Below are 24,689 nucleotides of genomic sequence, written 5' to 3' on the forward strand. Positions count from 1 at the left end.
TATCATCGATTTCAGGGGTTTAAGCATTAATGGATATCGGTCTGCGCGAGTGGCTGATCCTCATCGGCATCATTGTTATCGCCGGCATTCTTTTCGATGGCTGGCGCCGGATGCGCGGCAGCAAAGGCAAGTTGAAATTCAAGCTGGATCGCAATATCGCCAACAGTTTCCCTGACGAAGGCGACTCCAATGAGTTGTTGGGACCGCCGCGAGTCGTTAGCCGCAACAACGAGCCATCGCTGGACGAAACGGATCTCCCGTCAATGAGCGCGCGCGAGACAGTCAAACGTCGCACCAACGAACCTCAGCAGGGCGATCTACACTTCACCAGCGATGAGCCGGTCCCGACATTGCTCGAGCCTGTGGCGGGCGATGACGGTGAGGCGAGCGAGTCCGAGCATGAACTGCCTCCGGTCGAGGAAGTGCTGGTCATCAACGTGATTTCCCGCGACCCGCACGGCTTCCGTGGCCCGGCGCTGCTGCAGAACATTCTGGAAAGCGGCCTGCGTTTCGGCGAAATGGACATATTCCATCGCCACGAAAGCATGGCAGGCAATGGCGAGGTGCTGTTTTCCATGGCCAACGCCGTCAAGCCCGGCACATTCGATCTGGATGATATCGACCATTTCACCACGCCGGCCGTGAGCTTCTTCCTCGGCCTGCCCGGCCCGCGTCATCCCAAGCAGGCCTTCGACGTGATGGTCGCCGCCGCACGCAAGCTGTCCTCGGAATTGAACGGCGAGTTGAAAGACGATCAGCGCAGCGTATTGACCGCGCAGACCATCGAGCACTACCGCCAGCGCATCGTCGAATACGAGCGCCGGCAGATGACCGTCAAGCAACGCTGACTGGCGTAGGGTGGGCCGGGCGGCGCTCCGCTTCAGCCCGTAGGGTGGGCTTCAGCCCACCAAGAAGGAGCCCACCGTGGTCTGTGGTGGGCTGAAGCCCAACCTACTCAAAACCGCTCCGCTCTTGTAGGAGGCGCGCCCTCGCGGCGAAGTAGGCCGCAGGCCTACCAGCCCCTCCGAAAGACCGAACCCCCGCGCACCCCAGCCACCATTTTCTGAATCAGCTAAAATCCCGCGCCTCATATCAACCAAAGGCGCGCTGAGACTGTCTGACCAGCATTGCCACTGCCACGGCTCCGTTCTATGCCTTCCGCCCAAACTGCTGCCGAGCGCATCGCCGAACTGCGCAGCGAAATCGACGCTCACAACTATCGCTACTACGTACTCGACGAGCCCAGCGTTCCCGATGCCGAGTACGACCGCCTGCTCAAGGAGCTCAAAGCGCTCGAAACCGAACACCCGGAACTGGTCACCCCCGACTCACCCACTCAGCGTGTCGGTGGTGCGGCCTTAGCGGCATTCGGCCAGGTCCGCCACGAAGTGCCGATGCTGAGCCTGGGCAATGCCTTCGAGGAGCAGGATCTGCTCGACTTTGATCGACGCGCCCGCGACGGGCTGGACTTGCCCTCGGGTGATCTATTTGGCAACGGCGCTGAGCTGGAATACAGCTGCGAACCGAAACTCGACGGCCTGGCCGTCAGCCTGCTCTACGAAAACGGCCAGCTGGTACGCGGCGCCACGCGTGGCGATGGCAGCACCGGGGAGGACATCAGCACCAACGTCCGCACCATTCGCAATATCCCACTGAAACTTCACGGCAGCGGCTGGCCGTCGGTACTGGAAGTGCGCGGTGAAATTTTTATGCCCAAGGCCGGCTTCGAGGCGTTGAATGCACGCCAGTTGGAAACGGGCGGCAAGCCCTTCGCCAATCCACGCAACGCCGCAGCCGGAAGCCTGCGCCAGCTCGACTCGAAGATAACAGCCAGCCGCCCGCTGGAACTTTGCGCCTATGGCGTCGGCCGCAGCGATGGCGAGCTGCCGGATACTCACATCGGCATCCTCAACGCGCTCAAGGGCTGGGGCTTGCCCATTAGCCGTGAGCTGAGGCTGGCCAAGGGCGTCGCTGAGTGCCGTGCCTATTACCAGTCGATCGGCGAAAAACGCGACGCGCTGCCATACGAGATTGATGGCGTAGTGTTCAAGGTCAACTCGACCGCCCAACAGCGCGAGCTGGGCTTCCGTGCGCGCGAACCACGCTGGGCCATCGCGCATAAGTTTCCGGCCCGCGAGGAAGTGACCGAACTACTGGACGTGGAATTCCAGGTGGGCCGTACTGGCGCAATCACACCGGTTGCACGCCTGAAGCCCGTGCAGGTCGCTGGCGTGACGGTCTCGAACGCCACGCTGCACAACATGGATGAGGTGGCGCGCCTGGGCGTGATGACCGGCGACACGGTCATCGTGCGGCGCGCGGGCGATGTGATTCCGCAAATTCTCGGTGTGATCCCGGAGCGTCGTCCTGAAAACGCGCGTGTCGTTCACGTACCGGAACAATGCCCAGTCTGCGGCTCGGCCGTTGAACGCACCCAGCTGATCAAACGCAGCAAGGGCCGGGAGTCGATCAGCGAAGGTTCGATCTACCGCTGCGTGGGCCGGCTGGCCTGCCAGGCGCAGCTCAAGCAGGCGATCATTCATTTCGTTTCGCGTCGCGCCATGGACATCGACGGGCTCGGTGACAAGATCGTCGAGCAGCTGGTCGATACCGGACTGGTCAGCTCGCCAGCCGATCTCTACTGCTTGACCTTCGAGCAGGTATTGGCTCTGGAAGGCTTCGCCGAAGTGTCGACTCGCAACCTGCTCAAATCCATCGACGTCAGCCGCACGCCGTCCTTAGCGCGCTTCATCTATGCGCTGGGCATTCCCGACGTGGGCGAGGGCACGGCCAAACTCCTGGCGCGGGCCTTGGGTTCCCTGGATCGCATCAGCCGGGCGTTACCGGATGTGCTGGTTTACCTGCCGGACATCGGCCTGGAAGTAGCCCATGAAATTCACAGCTTCTTTGAGGATGAGCATAACCAGCTCGTCATCGAACAGCTGCGCGAGCGAGGCGTGCAGCTGCAGGAGGAGGGCGACGTGCATCCTGAGTTTGCCGCCTGCGCGACGCTCGCCGGACTGCTCGACAAGCTCAACATCCCGTCTATCGCCGCCACCGGCGCTCAGCGCCTCGCCGACCGCTTCGGTAGCCTCAAGGGCATCATCGAAGCCGACTGGCTCGATCTACGCCAAGTAGAGCGGCTCAACGAAAAGGCTGCTCGCGCATTGCGCGACTATTTCGATGTCGCGACCAACGCCGAGCGCGCCTACGCAATCGAGGCCCAGTTGCATGAGTTCGGCATGCACTGGCAAAGCGAGCGTAAGGCGGCGCAAGGCATGCCGCTGGCGGGCCAAACCTGGGTACTGACCGGAACGCTGGAAAGCATGAGCCGCGACGAGGCCAAGGCGAGGCTGGAGGCGTTGGGGGCGAAGGTTTCGGGTTCCGTCTCGGCAAAAACCAGCGTAGTGGTTGCAGGGCCGGGCGCCGGATCGAAACTGGCGAAGGCCAACGAACTCGGCGTCGCGGTGGAAGATGAAGAGTCGTTCCTGCAACGACTGGCGGCGCTCGAAAACTAGCCTACAACGCCGGTTCCTGGCGAACTGCGCATCCGCGTTGGGCGGGTACAATCCGCCAACAAGCAGGCATCCGGATCCGGCGACCGCTTGTGCCCGCTAGGGCTCGCCCCGCGACGAACAGCAGGGTAGTGAACAACAAGTAAAAGCTTCGCGCCGAGGGCGGCCCTCCTACAAAAGCAGCGGCTTTACTCCAGTCCTGTGGGAGGCGCGCCCTCGCGGCGAAAAGGGCTTCCAGCCCACTCTAAAACCAAACACTCCCGCACGCGCCTGCCGTCCACCTCGCTACCTTCTATTCATCCATTAAAGATTTCCACCACCCGTCCGACAACCTTCGCAGGCGGGCTCGCTTGTTTGCGGATTCGCCGGTGTCGTACAGGTTGTTCTCGGGGCTTGCAAAAATATTTTCAACCGCCTCCTAAAGCTCACCGAAACGACGCCGATAAGCTAATCGAATGCGAACTCAATGGGTGCCTGGGCAAAAGCCGGCCCGGAGTCGCAAGCTCAGGCAACCAAAGTAACTAGCGCCCTTGGAGGCACATCATGGCTCTTACAGTCAACACAAACATTGCATCGCTCAACACTCAGCGTAACCTGCAATCTTCGTCCAACGCCCTCAGCACCTCCATGCAGCGCCTGTCTACTGGTAGCCGCATTAACAGCGCGAAGGATGACGCTGCAGGCCTGCAGATTTCCAACCGTCTGACCAGCCAGATTAATGGTCTCGGTGTGGCGGTTCGAAATGCCAACGACGGCATTTCCCTGGCTCAAACCGCAGAAGGCGCACTGCAGCAGTCCACCAACATTCTACAGCGTATGCGCGATCTCTCCCTCCAATCGGCTAACGGAAGTAACTCCACGACAGAGCGTCAGGCTTTGAACGACGAGGTTAAGCAACTCAAAGACGAATTAAATCGTATCGCGGATACTACAACGTTTGGCGGTCAGAAGTTGCTTGATGGTAGTTTCGGTACTAAAAAGTTCCAAGTTGGCGCTAACGCGAACGAAACCATTGGTGTAACGGTAAACGCCTCCGGTGCTAAGAATATCGGCGCTGATAAATTCAACCTCGCCGGTACGGGGATGGGCAAGGTTCTTGAGTCTACTGCGGCAGGAACGCCACTTGCAGCTGCTGTAGGCGGGGCAGCTGCGACCCTTTCGATCACCGGCTCAAATGGTGTTACGAAAACTACAGCAAACATTGGTGCAGGCTCTGCTAAGTCTGCAGCGGACGCCGTCAATCTTCTATCAGAAGATACTGGTGTAACAGCAGACGCTAGGACTTCAGTGGAGCTTTCCGGCGTTGGAGCAGGAAACGTCTCCTTTACTTTGACGGGAAATACTGGAACTGGTAATGACGCGACTGTCAGTGCGATCGTTACTGATCCGAACGACCTCTCTTCCTTGGCTAGCGCAATTAATGCCCAGAGCTCGAAGACCGGCATCACAGCAACGCTCACTGCAAATAATGCAAAGCTAGAGTTGTCGAGCGAGGCTGGTGACGACATCGTAATGAAAAGCTACACGAACTCCGGCGCTGACAAGGGTGCCGACCTCAAAGCTATCAGTTATGACGGAAAAACTTACGGCACAGCGGTCGGAATTACATCAGGCGCTGTGGACGACACCGCACGTATCCAAGGGAACGTCCAGCTGCATTCCACTGGCGCTTTCCAGGTTTCGGGAACAGGAGCTGAGTCCGCTACTCTCGTTGCAGCAGCAACGACAGCGTATGTGTCGAGCTTGGACAAAGTTTCGGATGTTGATATCAGCTCCGCACTTGGCGCGCAGAACGCAATATCAGTAATTGATGCGGCAATAGCAGGTATTGATAAAAATCGAGCGTCTCTAGGTGCTGTTCAGAACCGCTTTGACAACACTATTTCAAACCTGCAGAGCATCTCTGAGAACGTCTCGGCCGCCCGCGGTCGTATCCAAGATACCGACTTCGCGGCTGAAACCGCCAACCTGAGCAAGAACCAGATTCTGCAACAGGCTGGTACCGCGATCCTCGCCCAAGCCAAGCAACTTCCGCAGGCTGTTCTGAGCTTGCTGCAGTAATAGGCAGAAGGCGTTAATGATGAGGGTAGGGCTGTGCTCTACCCTCATTGATTCATTAGAGGTGAATCAATGGACGTCGGAAAACTATCTGGCGGAGCCGCACCGCAAACGCAGATGACAGCTGGATCGCCACCCAGCCTCCTAAAGGAGGCTGGGTTTTCTGCGTCCGATAAGCTTCAGCCATCAATCGCTCCAGAAAAAGTGGAAGAGCAAGAGAGCACCGCTGATTTGGTCGAAAAGCTTCGGTCGCAGATGCAGAATATCCAACGGGATCTGAGCTTCAGCGTCGACGATTCCACCGGTGACGTGGTTGTTCGTGTGATCGATGGCGAGTCAGGCAAAATCGTTCGGCAGATACCATCGGAGGAAATCCTTCGCCTTACCGAGCGACTGGATGAAATGCGTAGTTTGTTATTCGAAGCCAAAGCTTGACGGTACGATTTTTGTATCGAGCTTTCCGGCTAACAATTTTTTGACGAGGTATGACTATGGCTGACGTAGGTATTGGATCCGGTATTAACATCGGGAGTATCGTGTCCAGCATGGTCGCGGCTGAGCGTGCGCCCAAAGAGACGCAACTCGCGAATCTCGAAAAGAAAACCACCACCCAAATTACTGCTGTTGGTGCTTTAAAAAGCGCCATCAGCGACTTCCAGACGGCGCTTGGCGGGCTGAACAAGCCGGAGCTGTTCCAGGCGCGTTCGGCTACATCCAGCAAGGCGGATCTGGTTGGCGTTACTGCCAGTACCACTGCCGGCGCCGGTAGCTATAAGGTCGAGGTAGAGAAGCTGGCAACCAGCAGTAAAGTAGCTCTCGCTGCGGTTAAGAACACAGCCGACGCACCGGCGCGCTTTGCCAGCGGAACGCTGGAGATTTCGCTCGGTGTGCCGGGCACCCCTCCTTCAAAAGAATCATTTTCCGTTACGGTCGATGAGAGCAACAACACGATGGCCGGTATGCGTGATGCCATCAACGCGGCCGGCAAGGAGATGGGCGTCAGTGCCACCATCGTGACGGACGAGCACGGCTCGCGGCTCGTGCTTGGCAGCAGCAAAAGCGGTGACGGGCGCGATATCACTGTGGCGGGATCTGATGCAGCGCCAGTACAAGGTGGTCAAGTCAGTCTCTCGAAACTGGCTTTCGACGGTACCTCGAGTACCGGTGAGGGCGCACGCGCGCTGGCCACGGCCCAGAGCGCCAGGCTGTCCATCGATGGTTTGCAGATCGTTAGTGAAACCAACAAGGTGGAAGGTGCCATTGATGGCGTCACGCTCGACCTTAAAGCCGAGACGGGTGACAACGGGCCGCTGACTATCAACGTTGCGGAAGACAAGGCAGGCGTCAAAAAGCAGATTCAGTCTTTCGTCGATAGCTATAACAAGCTGATCGGCGTGATTAATGCGCAAACCAAAGTAACGTCAGTGGGTGACGATAAGGCTCCTGTCACAGGCGCTCTGGTAGGGGATGCCACGGCCCGCACCTTGCTCAATACCATCCGTAATGAATTGGTGAATGTGCAGGGTGATGGCGCGCTGCGTGCGCTGACCGATATTGGTATCACCACGCAGAAAGACGGCACGCTGAAGATCGACGATGCCAAGCTGGGCAAGGCAATGGATGGCAGCTTTACCGAGCTGTCGGGGTTGTTTACTGGCGATACAGGTCTTGCTAGCCGTCTGGATGCGAAGCTCAAGCCCTATACCGAAACCGGCGGCATCCTCGAACAGCGCAACAAAGTGATGACCGAGACCATCTCGAAGATCGATGATCAGAGGGAAGATTTGAACCGCCGGATTACCTCCTTGCAAGAACGACTCAACAAGCAGTTCAATGCGATGGACTTGTTGGTGGGGCAGTTGGCGAATACTTCCAGCAGCCTTCTCGCCTCGCTGGAAAATCTGCCTTGGGCGGCGGGTAATGCGAAGAAGTAAAGGCTGTGCCCCGCGAATTTTGGTGGGCTGAAGCCCACCCTACGAATAGGGTGAGAGGCTTGTGTAGCACGGTAGGGTGGGCTTTAGCCCACCAGCAGAGCGCCGCACGACTCGTCTCGAACGACCAAAAAGCTTCGCCCCGAGGGCGGGCCTCCTACAAAAGCAGCACACCTGGCCTCACCGCTTTCTTGTGGGAGGCGCGACCCATGGCAAAATGTGGGTTAAAGGCGCTCTGAAGTGCTCAGCATCGCTGCGAGGCTGGGGCGCCGAGAACGATCCGCTGAAAGCCAAGCCCGCCAAACGGGTGAGATTCGTATCGATCCCAAGCCGCCGCCGAGGCGGTTTCTTCTTTTAATTTTGCTGACTGCTCTCAAGCTTGAGCCACCCCGACCGATAAGCTGTACATGCAAATTGATGTGGCAAGGGGCTCATCCAAATGAATGCTATGGCAGCAATGAGGCAGTACCAGCAAGTCGGCGTTAAGGCCCAGGTGACCGAGGCCGATCCGCACCGTTTGATTCAGATGTTGATGCAGGGTGGGCTGGACCGTATCGCTCAGGCCAAGGGCGCCATGGAGCGTGAGGCCTACGCGGAGAAGGGCACACTGATAGGTAAGGCGGTCAGCATCATTGGCGGTCTGCGCGATGTGCTGGACAAGCAAGCCGGCGGCGAGCTGGCGGAAAACCTGGATCGCCTGTACGAATTCATGACGATGCGGCTGTTCGAAGCCAGCCGGCATAACGACGTAAACAAGCTTGATGAAGTGGCGAATCTGCTTGGCGAAATCAAGCAAGGCTGGGACGGCATCGCGCCTAAGGTTTGATTCAAGCCGCAGTACTACAGATGCTATTTGTCAACGCAACACTGACGCACTGTCTGGCAACTGAGCCAGTCAGTGCGTTTTGCTTTCAGCGGTACTCACACAGATAAGCGGTATCCGACGCGACCTTCAGCTGAAACTTGCTGTTCGCCGGTACGGTGAATTGAGTGCCGGTGCCAAAGGTTTCGTAGCTGTCGCTTCCCGGTAGTTTGACGTCCAGGCTGCCGGCGACCACATGCATCACTTCCAACTGGTTGGTGCCGAACTCGTAATCGCCTGCCGCCATGACGCCGATGGTGGCAGGCCCTGCTGCCATGTCGAAGGCGATGGATTTGACGGTGCCGTCGAAGTACTCGTTGACCTTGAACATTCGGAACTCCAGGGTGCGGAAAAGGGCGGCCAGTATGCCGAAGCGGCAAGATGGCGTCATCAGGCCGCTCATGTTTCGAATGAAGGCCATGTTGCGGCTTTGCAGCGGCACGCTCACGAGCGAAAAATGAAGTACACCGCACCTAACAGGCAAATCCCGGCCCAGAGATAGTCGAGCTTCAGTGGCTGCTGCATATAGAGCACGCTGAAGGGGACGAAGATCGCGAGGGTGATGACCTCCTGCATGATCTTTAGTTGGCCGATCGACAGCTCGGTGTAGCCGATGCGGTTGGCGGGCACCATGATCAGATACTCGAACAAGGCGATACCCCAGCTGATCAGTGCAGCGATCAGCCAGGGTTTGCCGTTGAGTGTTTTGAGGTGGCCATACCAGGCAAAGGTCATGAACAAGTTGGAGATGCAGAGCAGGGCAGCAGTCTGAAGCCAGATGGGCATTGGAAATCTCCGGGTTGGTAGCCTGGTGCCATTCACTCCTCCGATCCCGATGAAGCCGCTCTAATCGCCTACAGACAGACGTCTGTAACCACTGCATCGGGGCAAGGTTGCTCGGTTGAGCTGCGTTGGGCGATGGGGATCGGGGCGCGATATCTTACGTCACGCGCGGCAGTGCTGATGGTCGTTGGGGCGGACCTGACGAACGAACCGGCTATATCAAACCGCCTGGCTATACTTTTTTCACAATGCGCGCACTTCCCGCACGCCTTTACCTATTTCCGCAGAGACCCGCCGGCCCCATGGAAACGCTTTATCTAATCTTTCTGCTGTTGCTTGCGGTGGGCGCGAGCCGGGTACTCGCCAATGTCGTGCCAGTGCCACTGCCAATCCTGCAGATTCTGATGGGCAGCATGTTGGCGCTTCCGCCATTCGGAATGGGCGTTGAGCTACGGCCAGAGATCTTCATGCTGCTGTTCATTCCGCCGTTGCTGTTCTACGACGGTTGGAAGATTCCCAAACGCGAGTTCACCGAGCATGGCGCCGAAATGACGGCCATGGCGCTGGTGCTCGTGCTGGTCATCCTGGTAGTGGTCGGTTACTTCATTCACTGGTTGCTGCCGACGATTCCGCTGGCGGCGAGCTTCGCACTGGCGGCCATTCTCTCGCCGACCGATGCGCTAGCCGTAATCGCCATCGCCCAGGGTCGACTTCCGCGCCATATGGCGCACCAGCTGGAAGGCGAGGCGATGATGAACGATGCCACTGGCCTGGTCTCGTTCAAGTTCGCACTGGCTGCCGCCATTACCGGCACCTTTTCGCTGACGACGGTCACCGGCGAGTTTTTTGTCATCGCTCTGGGTGGTCTGCTCATTGGCGCCGGCTTGAGCTGGGCGGTGGGCAAGGCCAAGCAATGGATGACCGCGCGTAACCTGTTCGATCCCTCGGCCTATGTGCTGATGATTTTGCTGCTGCCCTTTGCCGCGTTCTTCCTGGCCGAGCATGCGGGCATGTCCGGCATCCTTTCGGCGGTGGCGGCGGGCATGGTGCAGAGCCGCATCGACATGCTGCCGGTGAAGACCAGCACGCGCATCCTCAACCGCAGCATTTGGGAAATGCTTGATTTCAGCTTCAACGGTCTGGTGTTTCTGCTGCTGGGGCTGCAATTCCCGCGGATCGTGGCGAGGGTTTGGGAAGCGGCTGGACAGCAGAGCTACAGCATGCCGATGTTGATCTTCAGCGCATTGGCGATCATGGCGCTGCTGCTGGTGATCCGCTTTGGCTTCGTTTACGCCTATCACTGGAGCGAGGCGCGGGTACATCGGCTGCTTGGAAAGACTGTTCAGCCCAAACCCCTTAGGCTGTTTTCCGCGCTTAGCGCCGTGGCGGGCGTGCGTGGGGCAATCACCCTGGCCGGCGTCCTGTCGATTCCACTGATGATTGGCGACACGCCATTTCCGGGGCGCGATCTGATGATTTTTCTGGCGGCCGCGGTGATCATCTTGTCGTTGCTGGTCGGTGCGCTGGGCATCCCCTATTTCCTCAAGCAACTGCCCAACAACGATGTCGAACAACATAGGGAAGAACTCAAGAAAGCCCGTCGGATCGCCGCCCAGGCTGCGGTCACCTGGCTGGAAAACTGGAAACAGGCCAACCCCGTGGACGATCCCGACGAGGCGCTGCTGCGCAGCGAGGTCACCGCTCGGATTACCGAGTCCTATCGGCACGACATCGAAGCCTTGATGGAACACCAAGATCGTGCGAACCAGGCGCGCCAGACGCAGGTGCTGGAGCGCGACATTCGCGTGCAGGCCATCGCTGTGCAGCGCAAGGAACTGTACCGGATGAGAAAGCGCCACCTGATCGACGAGCAGATGCTGCAGATCCTGCTGCGCGAACTCGATTACGAAGAGGCGGCGCTCGGCACGGGCGACGCGGTTTAGGCTTTGTCCGTTGCGCGGCGAAGCGGGATGGATCTAGCGGCCAGCTTGATCCTGATGCGGCTCAGGTTCGAGCACGGCGATGGTATTGCTGCTGCGTTTGAACGTCACCAGCTCGGCTAACCAAGCATGCAGCACAGGCGAATTGCCTTTCTGGTTGCGCAACGCGATGGACAGAATCTCGCGGGCGATGGTCACCATCGCACTTTTGCTACCCAGAAAATGCCAGTTGAACCAGCCGTCGCCATAGGTCAACGGTGTCTTCTGTCCGGGTGCGAGGGGGATGTAAACCTTCACGGACAGATCGAACAGCACCTCCGGCTTGGAGATGATCAGCAGCTTTACGTCCGCCACCTTGCTCAACCAGTAGCGATGATCGAAACGACCTCCAGTCAGCGCCGCGGATTGACTCAGGGCTTCGTTGATCAGCGCTCTGTTATCGATGAGTTGCACGGTAAGGATTCCGTTTGCAGAGTGGCCATGCCGCATCTCGAGTCTGCCGCATGCGAGCAGATACGAGACCGGCTGTGTAGGGCGCCTCGAAGGGGGCGGATCGAACCGCGTCCGCTTCGCTTGGCATGTCGGTTTATCGGTCCATCAGCGCTTTTGTTTAGCGCCAAGTGTCGAAAATCTGTCTGGCGCCGCTCGTGCCCGCTATGCGCCAGGGTGGTCTCGTAGACCGGCTGAATGGCTGGCCACATTGAGCGCATGGCAAAATCTCGCTTAAGCAACCGAACGCATTGAGGAAAGCGACTCATGATCGAGCGACTTTTTGTATACGGCTCCCTCGCACCTGGGCGGCCGAACGAGCACATCCTGGCGGCGATTCCCGGTACCTGGGAGCCCGCAAGTGTGTCGGGCAGGTTGCGTGAAGAAGGTTGGGGCGCTGCGCTGGGGTTTCCCGGTCTCGATCTGGATGAACGCGGCGAGACGATCGAAGGCTTCGTGCTCAGCTCAGAGGCGTTTGCGGCGCATTGGGCAAGGCTCGATGAGTTCGAAGGCGACGCCTACAAACGCATCCTGGCGGACGTCAGGCTCGGCAGCGGTCAGACTGTAAAAGCGTATATCTACGCGCTCGGAGCAGGCTGAGCTAAAGACTAATCAAGACGCTGCGAATTGCTTGCCGCATCTCCGCAGCGCGTCGTATCAGATGCCCGCCAACTCACTTGGCGAACACCTGGCTCATGTCCTTGAATGCCTTGAATTCCAGCGCATTGCCGCAGGGGTCGAAGAGGAACATCGTGGCCTGTTCGCCGACCTGCCCCTGAAAACGCACGTAAGGCTCGATGACGAACTGGGTGCCCAGCGAGCGGAGGCGTTCGGCCAGCGCTTCCCACTCCGGCCAGCTCAGCACGATGCCGAAGTGCGGTACTGGTACGTCATGGCCGTCCACCGCGTTGGTGTGCGCGGCGTCCTGAGACTGGGTTTTCGGATGTTCATGGATCACCAGCTGATGTCCGTAGAAATCGAAATCGACCCAATGGTCGGAAGAGCGCCCTTCAGCGAGTCCGAACACCTCGCCGTAGAAATGGCGGGCGGCTGGCAAATCGTAAACGGGGATCGCGAGGTGGAAAGGTGAGAGGCTCATCGGGGATTCCTTCTTGGGTAGGCACGGTGACGTCATTCTTGCTGTTTGTCGTATGGGCAAACAGCGGATATCTTTTGAGCCGAGCCTCAAAAAAATCGATCAATAAAGGTCCTCATGATTCGCGAACTCAAAACCTTCCTGACGATAGCCCGGTGCGGCAGTTTTGCGGCTGCGGGCAACAAGATCGGCCTGACCCAGTCGGCGGTCAGCGCCCAGATCAAGAACCTTGAGGACGCGTTGGGCCTTCGTTTATTCGATAGAACCGGGCGTTCGGCCGATCTCAACGCGGCGGGTTTGCGGGCGCTGCCGCTGGCCGAGCAGATTATTGAAACCTTCGCCCTTATGGGTCAGCCGGAGTCGGTGGACGACTACCGTGGCGAACTACGCATTGGCGCCATCGGCACGGTACAGACCGGGTTGTTGCCGCCGGTTCTGCTGCGTTTGCTGCGCGAAGCGCCGGGCATAGAGCCCAAGCTGGCGCCGGGCGTTTCGCTGAACCTGTTATCACAGATCGATGCCGGCGAAATTGATCTGGCGGTAATGATCCGCCCACCGTTCGCACTTCCGAAGGAGCTGCACGCCGAGCTGATTCAGAAGGAACCCTTCGTGCTGATCACGCCGCTGAAGATCGAGGGCGACGACCCGTTCAAGCTACTCGTAGAGCACCCCTTAGTGCGCTACGACCGCAATTCTTTCGGTGGTCGCCAGGTGAGTCAATTCCTGCGCAAACACCATCTGTATGTGCGCCCAGGGCTCGAACTGGACGAGCTGGATGCCATCGTCAAGATGGTTGAAAGCGGTCTGGGCGTGGCGCTGGTGCCAAAGGCCGGGCTGTGGCTCGAACGCACGCCAACGGTCCGCATCATTTCTCTCGGCAGTGCCACCTTCTACCGTGAGCTGATGCTCGTCAGCCGCCACAGCGCGCAGCGATTGCCGTTGCATCAGCTGTTTCGGCGCTGCTTGTGGGAGGCGTTAGAGGAGAGAAGCTCGGTTTCATGAGGTAGCTTCGACAGCAGGCTGAAGGTCGCTTGCCGCCGATTGCTTCGTTCAACGACCTCGGATCCCTCAGGCTTTTTTGGTTCTTGGTAGGAAGATCGCCAACACACCAAACAACGGCAGGAACGAACACAGGAAGTACACGTATTCGATGCCGTGAATGTCCGCCAAATGCCCCAGCAACGCCGCGCCAATCCCGCCGAAACCGAACATTAATCCGAAGAACACCCCGGCGATCATCCCGACATTACCCGGCACCAATTCCTGGGCATACACGACGATGGCCGAGAACGCCGAGGCGAGGATGAAGCCGATGACAACGCTCAGGACGCTGGTCCAGAACAGGTCGACGTGAGGCAGAATCAGGGTGAATGGCGCCACGCCAAGGATCGAAAACCATATCACTGCCTTACGGCCAATCTTGTCGCCGATCGGCCCTCCGAAGAAGGTTCCCGCTGCAACCGCACCTAGAAACAGGAACAAATGCAGTTGGGAGCTGGCCACCGATAGATCGAATTTCTCGATCAGGTAGAAGGTGAAATAGCTCGTGAAGCTGGCCATGTAGAAATACTTGGAGAACACCAGCAAGCCGAGCACGACCAGCGCGCTCATCACCCGACCTTTCGACAAGCCATGGGTTGCGGCCTGACCTTGTTTGAGCTTGAACAGGCTCAAGTGATTGGCGTACCAGCGGCTGATTCGATACAGCACGAACAGCGCAAACACGGCGAACAGCCCGAACAAAGCAACATTGCCCTGACCGTACGGAATGATGATCGCGGCAGCCAATAGCGGCCCGAACGCCGAACCCGCATTGCCGCCTACCTGGAAAGTTGATTGCGCCAGCCCGAAACGCCCACCCGAGGCGAGTCGTGCTACGCGAGAAGCTTCAGGATGAAAGGTCGAAGAACCGATGCCGATCAATCCCGCCGCCACCAGAATCAACGGGAAGCTGCCGACCATGGACATCATCACAATGCCGATCAAGGTGCAGACCGTGCCGGCGGGCAATAACCAGGGTTTGGGATGGCGGTCGGTGTAATAACCCACCCAGGGTTGCAACAGCGAGGCGGTCAGCTGGAAAGTCAGGGTAATCAGACCAACCTGCGTGAACGTCAGACCATAGCTGGCCTTGAGCATTGGATAGATCGACGGCAGCACTGCCTGGATCAGGTCATTGATCAAATGCGCCAGCGCGACCGCACCGATGATCCGCATGACCAATGGGCTGCTTTGTTGTGTCGCCGGTGCCAACGTCATGTCGGCCTGGGCATTGCTGATGGTCATGAGAGTTCCACACGGAGGGTACAAACGGCAGGTGCGTCAATGTGCCATTTTTCAGTGCAGTAGCACCATCCCTTAGGCTGCTAAGGAAACAGCGGAAGACCTTCATCTGGCAATCATCAATATCGCTCTCACGTTCTCGATGAGCCGACGACTCTCGTCGACATTACATCGATACGATTGGCATAAATCGACTCAAAGCTGCCGCCCGCAACAGGCAGGAAACGGCCAAAAGCGGACATTGATAGAAAATAGATCTGCCCCCCTTTTTCAATGATGCGCAACTTGAAGAGATGCACAGCGGCTAGCTGTAGCCGAGATGCGCAGGACGAGCTTGGCTACTCCGCAGAGCGACGAAAAACCGGGTTCGCGGTGGCAGCCCTTGATTGCTACCGGCTTCATAAGCTGGTGTAGTGGCCTGAGCTGCGGCGGCAGAAAGCACCACCTGCCCTGAATTCCAGGATGACGTGCGTCATATCTAGGATCGCCTCTTGGCTTGCTCCCTAATTCCCCTCTCCACGGATGCGAGAAATGATTGAATCGATCACCCTTTCCGGCATAGCGACCTACAGCCCCGTAACCCCCGAAACGATTCAAAACCTGAAGGCCGTGAACTACTTCTACGGTGCAAACGGAGCAGGCAAGACAACGATTAGCAGGCTGATAAACAACCCAGCACTAACAGCTGCCTCCAAAGTCACGTGGGCGAAGGGCAATCAGATTCCGGCAATGGTCTACAACAACGACTTCATCGCTGCGAATTTCACTGACTCGAAGCAGTTCAAAGGTGTGTTCACGCTGGGGCAGGCCGAGCAGGCGCAACTTGATCGCCTGGAAGAGCTCAAGAAGGAAAGAGAGCGCCACGCGCTGCTCAAAACCAAAGCGCAAGAGAACCTAAATGGCCCAGACGGTAAGAGCGGGAAGGTCGCCGAAAGAAATGCTCTGGAAGCAAAGCTAGTAGCACGGTGTTGGGAACAAAAGCAGAAGTACGACGATGAGTTTCAGGGGGCTTTTAAAGGCCTGAGAAATAACCGGGAGGCCTTCAAGAATAGGGTCTTACAGGAGAGCAAAAGTAACACCTCTCAGCTGGTTGATATCGAAGACCTGCGTAAGCGCGCAGACGTACTTTATGGTGACGCACCATCACCCATTAATGCTGTCTCTGACCTTGATCTGTCTCGCTTGGTCGAGCTTGAGCAAAACTCCGTCCTAAGCAAGAAAGTGGTTGGTAAAGAGGATGTCAATGTATCTGCGCTGATCCAGCACTTGGGAAACAGTGACTGGGTTAGGCAAGGTATGAAGTACTTGGGTCATACCGACGATGACTGTCCTTTCTGTCAACAGAAACTACCGCATGAATTCGAAAAAAGCCTGGAGGATTATTTTGACGAAACATTCGAGGCAGATACTAGAGCCCTATCGCAGTTTCAGGATGCTTATAACTCGGTATCAGATGACCTGTTAGCCCAGGCTCAAAAAATCTTGGCCACGGATTGTTTTCACTTAGATAAAGAGAAGCTTGATCTTGAGTTGCAGGCCCTGAATGCAATTATTTTGGTGAACCGGCAACGCATCGACCACAAGGTAGCTAGTCCCAGTATTGACGTTGCGCTGGAAGGCCTTGCAGAGATTCCGCTTAGAGTTTCTGAGCTGATCAATTCAGCTAACCTCAAGGTATCTGAACATAATCGTCTTGTTTCGGGGTTCTCCGTTGAGCAGAATACGTTAACAGATGCAGTGTGGCGGTATCTTCTTGATGTTGAGCTTAAAGACACTCTTGCTGCTTACACTAAAGATGTTGACCGTGTCGGCAAAGCAATTGATGGCATCACTGCAAGCATGGACAGGGCAACGGTAGATATATCCACGGCTGACGCAGAAATTGCAAGGATTGAAACTACGCTGACAAGTGTGAGACCTACTGTTATTGCGATCAATAAAATCCTGAAAGACTTTGGGTTTCGAAGCTTTTCCTTGGACCCTGCGTGTGCCGATAATTCATATCGCCTGATCAGAAGTGATGGAACTGATGCTAAAGCAACGCTCAGCGAAGGCGAAAAGACATTCGTTACTTTCCTGTACTTCTATCATTTGCTCAGGGGGAGTATCACGACCTCGGGTATCAGTACTGATCGAATTGTCGTCATTGACGATCCGGTTTCAAGCCTGGATAGCGATGTTCTGTTCATCGTGAGCAGCTTGATCAAAAAGCTTTTCCACGAGGTTCGCCAGAAAGGGAATAACCTAAAGCAGGTCTTTGTTTTAACCCATAACGTACACTTTCATAAAGAAATCACCTTCAACCCCCAGAGGGCTGGAGATGCTTCTATCAAGGATGAAACGTTCTGGATAGTACGCAAGCCCGATCATTTCTCGAAAATTGAAGGCTTTGAAAACAATCCTATTAAGACGTCCTATCAGCTGCTGTGGGCTGAGTTGACGAAAAAGCCATTGCCGGCGCTTACCATTCAAAACACCATGCGCAGAATTTTGGAAAATTACTTCAAAATTCTAGGGAACATAGATACTCAGGTCATCATCGATAAATTCGAAGGGCAGGAAAAAGTTCAATGCCAATCATTGATTAGCTGGGTTAACGACGGATCTCACTATTCGCCAGATGATCTGTACGTAGCAATAAGCGATGGTATGACGCATAGCTATATGAAGATCTTCTTCAAGGTCTTTAAGGCCATGGAGCATATGCCTCATTATAAAATGATGATGGGCCGAGACTTTGTCGATTTAGATCCTGCTGAGGTGGCGACGGAAGATGAAGAAGTGGTGGGCGAAGCAGGCGACGCCGCCGCAGACGCATTTATCATTGTTGCAGGGGCGGCTAGTGATGAAGGTGGGACCGAGCCATTGTGAATCGCCCCTGGCTTTGTAGGCGCCTCCAAATCTCAAAATTGAGCCTTGATGAACGTCCGCTTCTGGCCGTTCTCTGCCGGTCACCCTTCGGTATGTACTGGTGAAAGTCGGGTTCGAGCGGTGGTCGATTGCACTTGATTAATTAGGACGGATGCAACTGGGCAGTCAAGTGCGTGCAACAGCCGCTGTGCTGCCGCGCACGATCAGGTTGAAGGGCAATATCAGGTGAGGCGTCTCAAGGACACGCTGTTCGAACTGCGATACGAGCATCTCGACGGCGTGCCTTCCGAAGGCCTCTGCGGGCTGGGCGATGGTCGTCAGCGGTGGGTCGCTAAAGGCGGCAAAGGGGATGTCATCGAAGCCGGCGATCGATACGTCCTGCGGAACGCGCAATCCGGACTGGCGGATGCGCTGCATGGCGCCTATCGCCATCTCATCATTTTCACAGAAGATTGCGGTCGGTCGATTCGGGTTGTCGAGCAGCTGTCCGGCGGCGTCGTAACCGGCCTGCAATGTGAAATTGCCGCGGCACAGTAGCTCCGGATCGAGCGCGATGCCTGCTTCATTCAACGCATCTTCGTATCCGGCAATACGCTCTCGGGTCAGGGGGCTGCCTTGCGGTCCCTTGATCAGGCCGATGCGGCGATGGCCCAGCGCGAGCAGATGTTCGGTCATTGCGCGAGCCGCGGCGCGGTTATCCAGTCGAACGGTCGGGCAGGGCGGAATATCGAGCACTTCGCAGGCGTTGACCATCGGCGGTAGCGCATCGCCGTGGAGGCAGGTTTCAGCGAAAGGGTTGAACGCGCGCAGCTGGATCAAGCCGTCGGCCTGGTGGGCGTGAACCAGTTCGGCATAAGCGATTTCGACGTCTTCGCGGCCCAGGGTATTGCACAGCAGCACGCGGTAATCGAAGGCTTGCGCGGCTTCCTGAATACCGCTGATGACGCGAGCGAAAAACACGTTGGCGATGGCCGGGACCAGTACGACGAGATTGCGCGTCTTGCGCGAGCGGAACTGCACAGCCATCAGGTTTGGGCGATAGCCCGCCTGTTCGACCGCAGCGTTCACGCGGTCGCGGGTCTGCGGCGATACCTTTTCAGGCGTCTTCAATGTGCGCGAGACGGTGGCGACGGAAACCCCGGCCAACTCGGCCACCTTGCGAATGTTTGGCATAACTCCTCGATCATCGGCGCCGACCCTGTTGGTTAGCGGTGACTAGCGTAACGCAGCACTTGCGACTTGACAGCAAGGCTTTCGGTGCTAACTTCTGAACCAATGTAACCGGTTACATTGCAAGTGATCAAACCTCGAAAGCTGGAGCAAAGGCATGGATTCAACCGGTCGATCTAAGGTTCGGGTGGGCATGGTGGGTGGCGGTGAAGGGGCGTTCATCGGCCAGGTGCACCGACAGGCGATGCGCCTCGATGGCCATATCGAGCTGGTCTGTGGTGCCTTCAGCCGCGACCCCGAAAACAACAGGCGAAGTGGTGCGGCTCTGCATCTCGACCCGCAGCGTTGCTATGACGCCTGGGAGACGCTGCTGGCGGCCGAGCAGGAGCGGCCGGCGGATCAGCGCATGGAACTGTTGGCCATCGTGACGCCCAATCATTTACATGCGCCCATTGCCGAGGCTGCCTTGCGTGCCGGCTTCCATGTGTTTTCCGAGAAGCCGGCGGCGCTGTCGCTGGCGGATATGCAGGTGCTTGCCGAAGCCCAAGCCGACAGCGGCCGACTTTACGGATTGGCGCATACCTACCAGGGATATCCGATGGTCTGGCAGGCGCGGCATATGGTGCAGGCTGGCGCGCTTGGTCGATTGCGCAAAATCTTCGTCGAGTATCCGCAGGGTTGGCTGAGCCAGGACCAGGCAGGGCAGGGCAACAAGCAGGCGGCCTGGCGCGGTGAGCCAGCTCAGGCGGGGCCGAGCGGCTGCATGGGCGACATTGGCATTCACGCGTTCAATCTTGCCGAGTTCGTCAGCGGCCAGCGCATCGAACGGCTATGTGCGGACCTTGGCGTGCATGTCGTGGGGAGGCAGCTCGACGATGACGGTGCGGTGCTGTTCCAGACCGATGGCGGCGCCAGCGGCGTGCTTATCGCCAGTCAGGTCTGCACGGGCGAAGAGAACGCCCTGACGTTGCGCTTGTATGGCGAGCGCGGCGGCCTTGAATGGCGCCAAGAGGAGCCAAACAGTCTGGTTCATCGCCCGCTCGGCGAGGCGCTGCGCGTGCTGCGCGCCGGGGTCGATCAACGCTGGCTGTGCGAAGACGCGCTTCGGCGCCTGCGCCTGCCTGCCGGGCATCCCGAGGGCTATCTCGAAGCGATGGCCAATCTCTACACCGACTTCGCCACATCCATCCGCTCGGGACGCGCGCTCGAGGTTCCGGGTGTCGATGCCGGCCTGCGTGGCATGGCCTTCATCGAGACGGTCATCGCCAGCCATCACAGCGATGCCAAGTGGACGCCATTCGCCGCTACAAAACGATAGGAACTCAAGATGCAGCAACCCATGACATCCAGCGGTATTCGCGGCCCGGCCATTTTCCTGGCGCAGTTCCTCGGGCCGGAAGCGCCATTCGACAACCTTCCAAACCTTGCGCGCTGGGCGGCTTCGCTCGGCTATTGCGGAGTTCAGCTTCCAACGCTCGGAACGCAATGCCTGGACCTTCAACGAGCCGCCGAGAGCCAGACCTACTGCGACGAGCTCAAGGGGCTATGCGCTGAGGCCGGCGTCGAAATCAGCGAACTGTCGACCCATCTGCAAGGCCAGCTGGTGGCGGTGCATCCGGCATTTGATGGCCTGTTCGACGACTTCGCTCCGGCCGGGCTGCGTGGCAAGCCAAAGGCCCGTACCGAGTGGGCCATCGATCAGTTGCACCTCGCGGCCAAGGCCAGTCGGCGTTTGGGCCTCACTGCCCATGCGACGTTTTCCGGTGCGCTGTTATGGCCGTACATGTATCCCTGGCCACAGCGACCGAGCGGTCTGGTCGAGGAGGGTTTCGCCGAACTCGCGCGGCGCTGGCGGCCTATTCTTGATGCGTTCGAGGAAGCTGGGGTCGACCTGTGCTTCGAGATTCATCCTGGCGAGGATTTACACGACGGCGCCTCCTTCGAGCGCTTCCTCGATGCGGTCGATCACCATCCCCGCGCGAAGATTCTCTACGACCCGAGCCATCTGCTGCTGCAGCAACTGGATTACCTCGGCTTCATCGACCGCTATCACGAGCGCATCGGCATGTTTCACGTCAAGGACGCCGAATTTCGCCCGGACGCCCGTTCCGGTGTCTACGGCGGATATCAGAGCTGGACCGAGCGCCCTGGGCGATTCCGCTCGTTGGGCGACGGTCAGGTCGATTTCAAACAGATATTCAGCAAGCTGACGCAGTACGGCTATGAGGGCTGGGCAGTACTCGAATGGGAGTGCTGCCTCAAGGATGCCGCGCAGGGGGCCGAGGAGGGCGCCCGTTTCATTCGGCAGCAGCTGATCAACCGCGCCACCCGGGCCTTCGACGATTTCGTCGGTGTTGCGAGCAGCACCTCGCGAAACCGCCGGTTGCTGGGACTCGATTAAGACGTTCTCCTGATAAACGTGCACAACAATAAGGACAAGACCATGAGCACACTCAATGCGCGGCTGAGCCTGATGATGTTCCTGCAGTTCTTCATCTGGGGCGGCTGGTTCGTCACCCTCGGTACCTTTCTGGCTAACAACCTGAGCGCGACCGGCGGCCAGATCGGTATGGCGTTCTCGACCCAATCCTGGGGCGCGATTTTGGCGCCGTTCGTGATCGGCCTGATCGCCGATCGCTACTTCAACGCCGAGCGCTTGCTCGCCATCCTGCATCTGGTCGGCGCGGTGCTGTTGTTCCAGCTCTATCGAGCCAGCGACTTCAGTGCGTTCTATCCATTCGTGCTGGGCTACATGATCGTTTACATGCCTACCTTGGCCCTGGTGAATGCCGTGGCCTTCCGGCAGATGCGTGACCCGGCGCAGGAGTTCTCGAAGATTCGGGTCTGGGGCACGGTGGGCTGGATCATCGCCGGGCTGGTGATCAGCTTTTTGTTCGGCTGGGATTCCCAGCAAGCCATCGCAGCCGGTGCGCTACGCAATACTTTCCTGATGTGCGCCATCGCGTCGGCGTTGCTTGGGTTGTACAGCTTCAGTCTGCCAAGTACACCGCCGCTGGCCCGGCGCGAGCAGGGCGGGCTCAAGGAAGCGCTGGGTCTGGATGCACTCAAGCTGCTGAAGGATCGCAGCTTCGCGATCTTCTTCCTCGCCTCGGTGCTGATCTGCATTCCACTGGCCTTCTACTACCAGAACGCCAATCCATTCCTCGCGGAAATCGGCGTGGACAACCCGACCGGCAAGATGACCCTGGGACAGATCTCCGAAGTGCTGTTCATGTTGCTGCTGCCGCTGTTCATCCAGCGCTTCGGCATCAAGAAAACCCTGCTGCTGGGAATGCTTGCCTGGACGTTGCGCTATGCGCTGTTCGCCTACGGTAATAACGGCGATCTGCTCTTCATGCTGGTTGCAGGTATTGCCTTGCACGGGATCTGCTATGACTTCTTCTTCGTTTCCGGGCAGATCTATACCGACGCCAAGGCCGGCGAAACCTACAAGGGCTCGGCACAAGGGCTGATCACCCTCGCCACTTACGGCGTCGGCATGCTTATCGGTTTCTGGGTGGCCGGAAAGGTGACCGATCACTTCGCAAGCATGGACGGCCACGACTGGCAGAGCATCTGGATATTCCCAGCGATATTCGCATTGGGCGTCTTCCTGACCTTCCTGTTCGCCTTCCGCGAACAACGGCCAGCCGGGCTTGAGACGACTGCCAAAGTGGCTTGAATGATCAGGCGCTGGTCATTCACGACCGGCGCTCTCCGAACCGGTGACGCCTGGTCCTGCGCAACGACGATTTACCGGTCCCAAACCCGTCCTGCCAGGACGACCGTCAATCCTGATGCGGGCGGTAGTTGCACAAATCTTCTATGACTGCTGTTCATCTCCTTACAGAATGCAGGTTCGCAGGCCTTCGCCTGTAGTCATTCGTCATTGAAGAGCCAACCATGGGTGCCAACAGCTGGGTCGATTTGAAGCTGGATGCCGAAACGGGCATCGAGATCATTCGTGCTCATTTCGAGGGCCATGCCTACGACCCGCATTGGCATGACAGCTACCTCGTCGGTTTCACGGAGCAGGGTGTGCAGCAGTTTCGTTGCCGCAAAGTGCTGCATAGCAGCACGGCGGGGCAGGCGTTTTTGCTGGAGCCTGGGGAAATACATGACGGCCACGCCCCAGCGCCTGGTGGCTTCACCTATTCGATGCTCTACCTGCAGCCGCAATGGCTTGAAGCCCAGCTGCGGGCACTGTTCGAGGACGCGCCTGAGCATTGCCTGCCGAGCTTTGCCGAAACGCTGGCGAGCGAGCCGGATCTGGTGAACCACATTGCCTATGCGTTCCAGGCGCTGCACAGCGCAGATTTGCGCATCGTCCGGCACGCGGCGCTGGATGCGTTGCTGGAAAAACTGTCCAGCCATGTTCATTGGCGACAGAAAGGGGAGCTGAGTCCGCGGCTGCCTTCTGTGGTGCTTAACGCGCGGGATTTTCTGCATGCTCATCTGGATCAGGATATCGGTCTGGATGATTTGGCATTGGCGGTCGATGTAGACCGCTTCCGTCTTTCCCGCGCGTTCAAGGCGGCCTTCGGACTGGCACCTCACGCATATCTGGTGCAACTTCGCCTGAGTCTGGCTCGCAAGCTTTTGCGCCAGGGATTGGCTCCGGCGAGCGTTGCGGTGGAGCTGGGATTTGCCGATCAGAGCCATCTTGGGCGTTGGTTTCGGCGTGCGTACGGGTTGAGTCCCGCTGCCTATCGCAAGCGCTGCTCAAATCTTCCAGACCGCTAACGCGCTCAGCCGGAACATGGCGGAAACAGCCCACTGGAGTTTCCGCCATGTTTTCAATCTTCGAAGTCTGTCGTAGCCAGCCGTGCCTCGGTGCATGGCGATGAGTCAGTTTTTGCCTTTCGTGCTCTTTGCCCTGGTGGCATCGATCACACCTGGGCCGACCAACATTCTGGTGCTCAGCAACAGCGCGCTGTATGGATTGCGTGCCGCGTTGCCCATCGTGCTAGGCGCCTGCGCCGGTGCGGCTGCCATCGTGCTGGTGGTCGGGTTGGGGCTGGGCGAGACATTGCTGCGGTTTCCGTTGGTGCAGCAAAGCCTGGCGTGGCTCGGTGTGGCGTGGATCAGTCTGCTGGCGTGGCAGCTGTTCCGCACTCAGCCCGTCGGCGTGGATAAGGACGGCAGCAGTAAGCGCATCGGGGCCTGGGGCGGAGCGGCGCTGCAATTGGTGAATCCCAAGACCTGGATGATGGCGTTCGCTGTCGTTAGCGTATTCACCAGCGCGGGGGCCAGCTCGTTCCGCTATGGCATCTATGCGCTGATTTTCTTTCTCGTCGCCGTGCCTTGCCTAACTGCCTGGGCCGTACTGGGGCGGGGCGCCGCGCGGTTTCTGACGTCGACGCGCTGGATGCGGCGCTTCAATCAGAGCATGGCGCTGCTGCTGCTCGTCTCGGCATGGACGAGCCTGTTGGGCTGACCACAAAGAAGTCGTATGGGTTACTCGTTGCTCGATGCAAGGTGAATGCAGCGGACCTTCGCTACCGAAGAAATCGGCAATATCATGCGTACCCGAATCAGCCCGAACATGTCTTTATCACGCATGGGGAACCAAAGCCCAAGGGGTGGTGGTCTTAGCGCGTAGATAAGTGGCGCGGGACCGCGCTTTATTGCTTCGATTGCCTCCTATGCGACCCCTGCGGTTATGCCCGAGGCGACATTATCCAGCCCCTT

The 24,689-nt window shown here is 58.0% G+C and carries 21 protein-coding genes; 15 read left to right on the forward strand and 6 right to left on the reverse strand.

What is annotated here, in order from left to right:
• Window positions 1-29 precede the first annotated feature (29 nt).
• The 6 genes from zipA (at window position 30) to fliS (ending at window position 8,330) form a co-directional block, all read left to right on the forward strand.
• Window positions 30-848 carry a cell division protein ZipA gene (zipA, locus tag E0D86_RS03585; protein WP_131648581.1) on the forward strand — a complete coding sequence of 273 codons (819 nt, stop codon included), beginning with the start codon at window positions 30-32 and terminating at the stop codon, window positions 846-848.
• 303 nt (window positions 849-1,151) lie between these two features.
• Window positions 1,152-3,518 (forward strand): NAD-dependent DNA ligase LigA, encoded by a 2,367-nt coding sequence (gene ligA / locus E0D86_RS03590; RefSeq protein WP_131648582.1) that lies wholly within the window; start codon window positions 1,152-1,154, stop codon window positions 3,516-3,518.
• Between the two features lie 540 nt (window positions 3,519-4,058).
• A complete protein-coding gene (locus E0D86_RS03595) occupies window positions 4,059-5,576 on the forward strand; it encodes a flagellin (RefSeq protein WP_131648583.1) in 1,518 nt (505 codons plus the stop codon).
• Window positions 5,577-5,645: 69 nt separating this feature from the next.
• The gene (locus E0D86_RS03600) at window positions 5,646-6,008 is read left to right on the forward strand and encodes a flagellar protein FlaG (protein WP_177493023.1); all 363 of its coding nucleotides are present in this window, start codon (window positions 5,646-5,648) and stop codon (window positions 6,006-6,008) included.
• 56 nt (window positions 6,009-6,064) lie between these two features.
• On the forward strand, window positions 6,065-7,507 hold the full coding sequence (fliD, locus tag E0D86_RS03605; protein WP_131648584.1) for a flagellar filament capping protein FliD: 1,443 nt from the start codon (window positions 6,065-6,067) through the stop codon (window positions 7,505-7,507).
• A gap of 436 nt (window positions 7,508-7,943) precedes the next feature.
• Window positions 7,944-8,330: a flagellar export chaperone FliS gene (gene fliS / locus E0D86_RS03610; protein WP_131648585.1), complete on the forward strand. Its 387-nt coding sequence runs from the start codon at window positions 7,944-7,946 to the stop codon at window positions 8,328-8,330.
• Window positions 8,331-8,415: 85 nt separating this feature from the next.
• Here fliS and E0D86_RS03615 read toward each other — a convergent pair whose 3' ends face one another.
• Both E0D86_RS03615 and E0D86_RS03620 read right to left on the reverse strand, forming a co-directional pair.
• Window positions 8,416-8,697 (reverse strand): pyrimidine/purine nucleoside phosphorylase, encoded by a 282-nt coding sequence (locus E0D86_RS03615; protein WP_131648971.1) that lies wholly within the window; start codon window positions 8,695-8,697, stop codon window positions 8,416-8,418.
• 113 nt (window positions 8,698-8,810) lie between these two features.
• A complete protein-coding gene (locus E0D86_RS03620; protein WP_131648586.1) occupies window positions 8,811-9,152 on the reverse strand; it encodes a DMT family protein in 342 nt (113 codons plus the stop codon).
• A gap of 299 nt (window positions 9,153-9,451) precedes the next feature.
• Here E0D86_RS03620 and E0D86_RS03625 point away from each other — a divergent pair, with 299 nt between their 5' ends.
• Window positions 9,452-11,092, forward strand: coding sequence for a Na+/H+ antiporter (locus E0D86_RS03625; RefSeq protein WP_131648587.1), 1,641 nt, complete (start codon window positions 9,452-9,454; stop codon window positions 11,090-11,092).
• 33 nt (window positions 11,093-11,125) lie between these two features.
• Here the strand turns inward: E0D86_RS03625 and E0D86_RS03630 are convergent, their stop codons facing one another.
• On the reverse strand, window positions 11,126-11,542 hold the full coding sequence (locus tag E0D86_RS03630; protein ID WP_131648588.1) for a hypothetical protein: 417 nt from the start codon (window positions 11,540-11,542) through the stop codon (window positions 11,126-11,128).
• A 303-nt stretch (window positions 11,543-11,845) separates the two neighbouring features.
• On the opposite strand from E0D86_RS03630, the gene E0D86_RS03635 reads away from it, so the two are divergent.
• Entirely contained in the window at window positions 11,846-12,178 is a 333-nt protein-coding gene (locus E0D86_RS03635) for a gamma-glutamylcyclotransferase family protein (protein ID WP_131648589.1), read from the forward strand.
• A gap of 73 nt (window positions 12,179-12,251) precedes the next feature.
• On the opposite strand, the gene E0D86_RS03640 is transcribed toward E0D86_RS03635, so the two are convergent.
• The gene (locus E0D86_RS03640; protein WP_131648590.1) at window positions 12,252-12,677 is read right to left on the reverse strand and encodes a VOC family protein; all 426 of its coding nucleotides are present in this window, start codon (window positions 12,675-12,677) and stop codon (window positions 12,252-12,254) included.
• 114 nt (window positions 12,678-12,791) lie between these two features.
• Between E0D86_RS03640 and E0D86_RS03645 the strand changes: the two genes are divergently transcribed.
• Window positions 12,792-13,676, forward strand: a complete 885-nt coding sequence (locus E0D86_RS03645) for a LysR family transcriptional regulator (RefSeq protein ID WP_131648591.1) — start codon at window positions 12,792-12,794, stop codon at window positions 13,674-13,676.
• 66 nt (window positions 13,677-13,742) lie between these two features.
• Here the strand turns inward: E0D86_RS03645 and E0D86_RS03650 are convergent, their stop codons facing one another.
• A complete protein-coding gene (locus E0D86_RS03650; RefSeq protein WP_131648592.1) occupies window positions 13,743-14,960 on the reverse strand; it encodes an MFS transporter in 1,218 nt (405 codons plus the stop codon).
• 528 nt (window positions 14,961-15,488) lie between these two features.
• Between E0D86_RS03650 and E0D86_RS03655 the strand changes: the two genes are divergently transcribed.
• Window positions 15,489-17,828 carry an AAA family ATPase gene (locus E0D86_RS03655; protein WP_131648593.1) on the forward strand — a complete coding sequence of 780 codons (2,340 nt, stop codon included), beginning with the start codon at window positions 15,489-15,491 and terminating at the stop codon, window positions 17,826-17,828.
• Window positions 17,829-17,993: 165 nt separating this feature from the next.
• Here the strand turns inward: E0D86_RS03655 and E0D86_RS03660 are convergent, their stop codons facing one another.
• Entirely contained in the window at window positions 17,994-19,001 is a 1,008-nt protein-coding gene (locus tag E0D86_RS03660; protein WP_131648594.1) for a LacI family DNA-binding transcriptional regulator, read from the reverse strand.
• A gap of 154 nt (window positions 19,002-19,155) precedes the next feature.
• On the opposite strand from E0D86_RS03660, the gene E0D86_RS03665 reads away from it, so the two are divergent.
• From E0D86_RS03665 to E0D86_RS03685, 5 genes are all read left to right on the forward strand, one after another.
• Window positions 19,156-20,316, forward strand: a complete 1,161-nt coding sequence (locus tag E0D86_RS03665; RefSeq protein ID WP_131648595.1) for a Gfo/Idh/MocA family protein — start codon at window positions 19,156-19,158, stop codon at window positions 20,314-20,316.
• Between the two features lie 9 nt (window positions 20,317-20,325).
• The gene (locus E0D86_RS03670) at window positions 20,326-21,399 is read left to right on the forward strand and encodes a sugar phosphate isomerase/epimerase (RefSeq protein ID WP_131648596.1); all 1,074 of its coding nucleotides are present in this window, start codon (window positions 20,326-20,328) and stop codon (window positions 21,397-21,399) included.
• A gap of 42 nt (window positions 21,400-21,441) precedes the next feature.
• Window positions 21,442-22,680: a nucleoside permease gene (locus E0D86_RS03675; RefSeq protein ID WP_131648597.1), complete on the forward strand. Its 1,239-nt coding sequence runs from the start codon at window positions 21,442-21,444 to the stop codon at window positions 22,678-22,680.
• Window positions 22,681-22,901: 221 nt separating this feature from the next.
• On the forward strand, window positions 22,902-23,741 hold the full coding sequence (locus tag E0D86_RS03680; RefSeq protein WP_131648598.1) for an AraC family transcriptional regulator: 840 nt from the start codon (window positions 22,902-22,904) through the stop codon (window positions 23,739-23,741).
• 100 nt (window positions 23,742-23,841) lie between these two features.
• Entirely contained in the window at window positions 23,842-24,435 is a 594-nt protein-coding gene (locus tag E0D86_RS03685) for a LysE family translocator (RefSeq protein WP_131648599.1), read from the forward strand.
• Window positions 24,436-24,689: the final 254 nt, after the last annotated feature.

Origin of the sequence: Pseudomonas sp. IC_126 (assembly GCF_004331835.1) — a bacterium.
GTDB lineage: Bacteria > Pseudomonadota > Gammaproteobacteria > Pseudomonadales > Pseudomonadaceae > Stutzerimonas.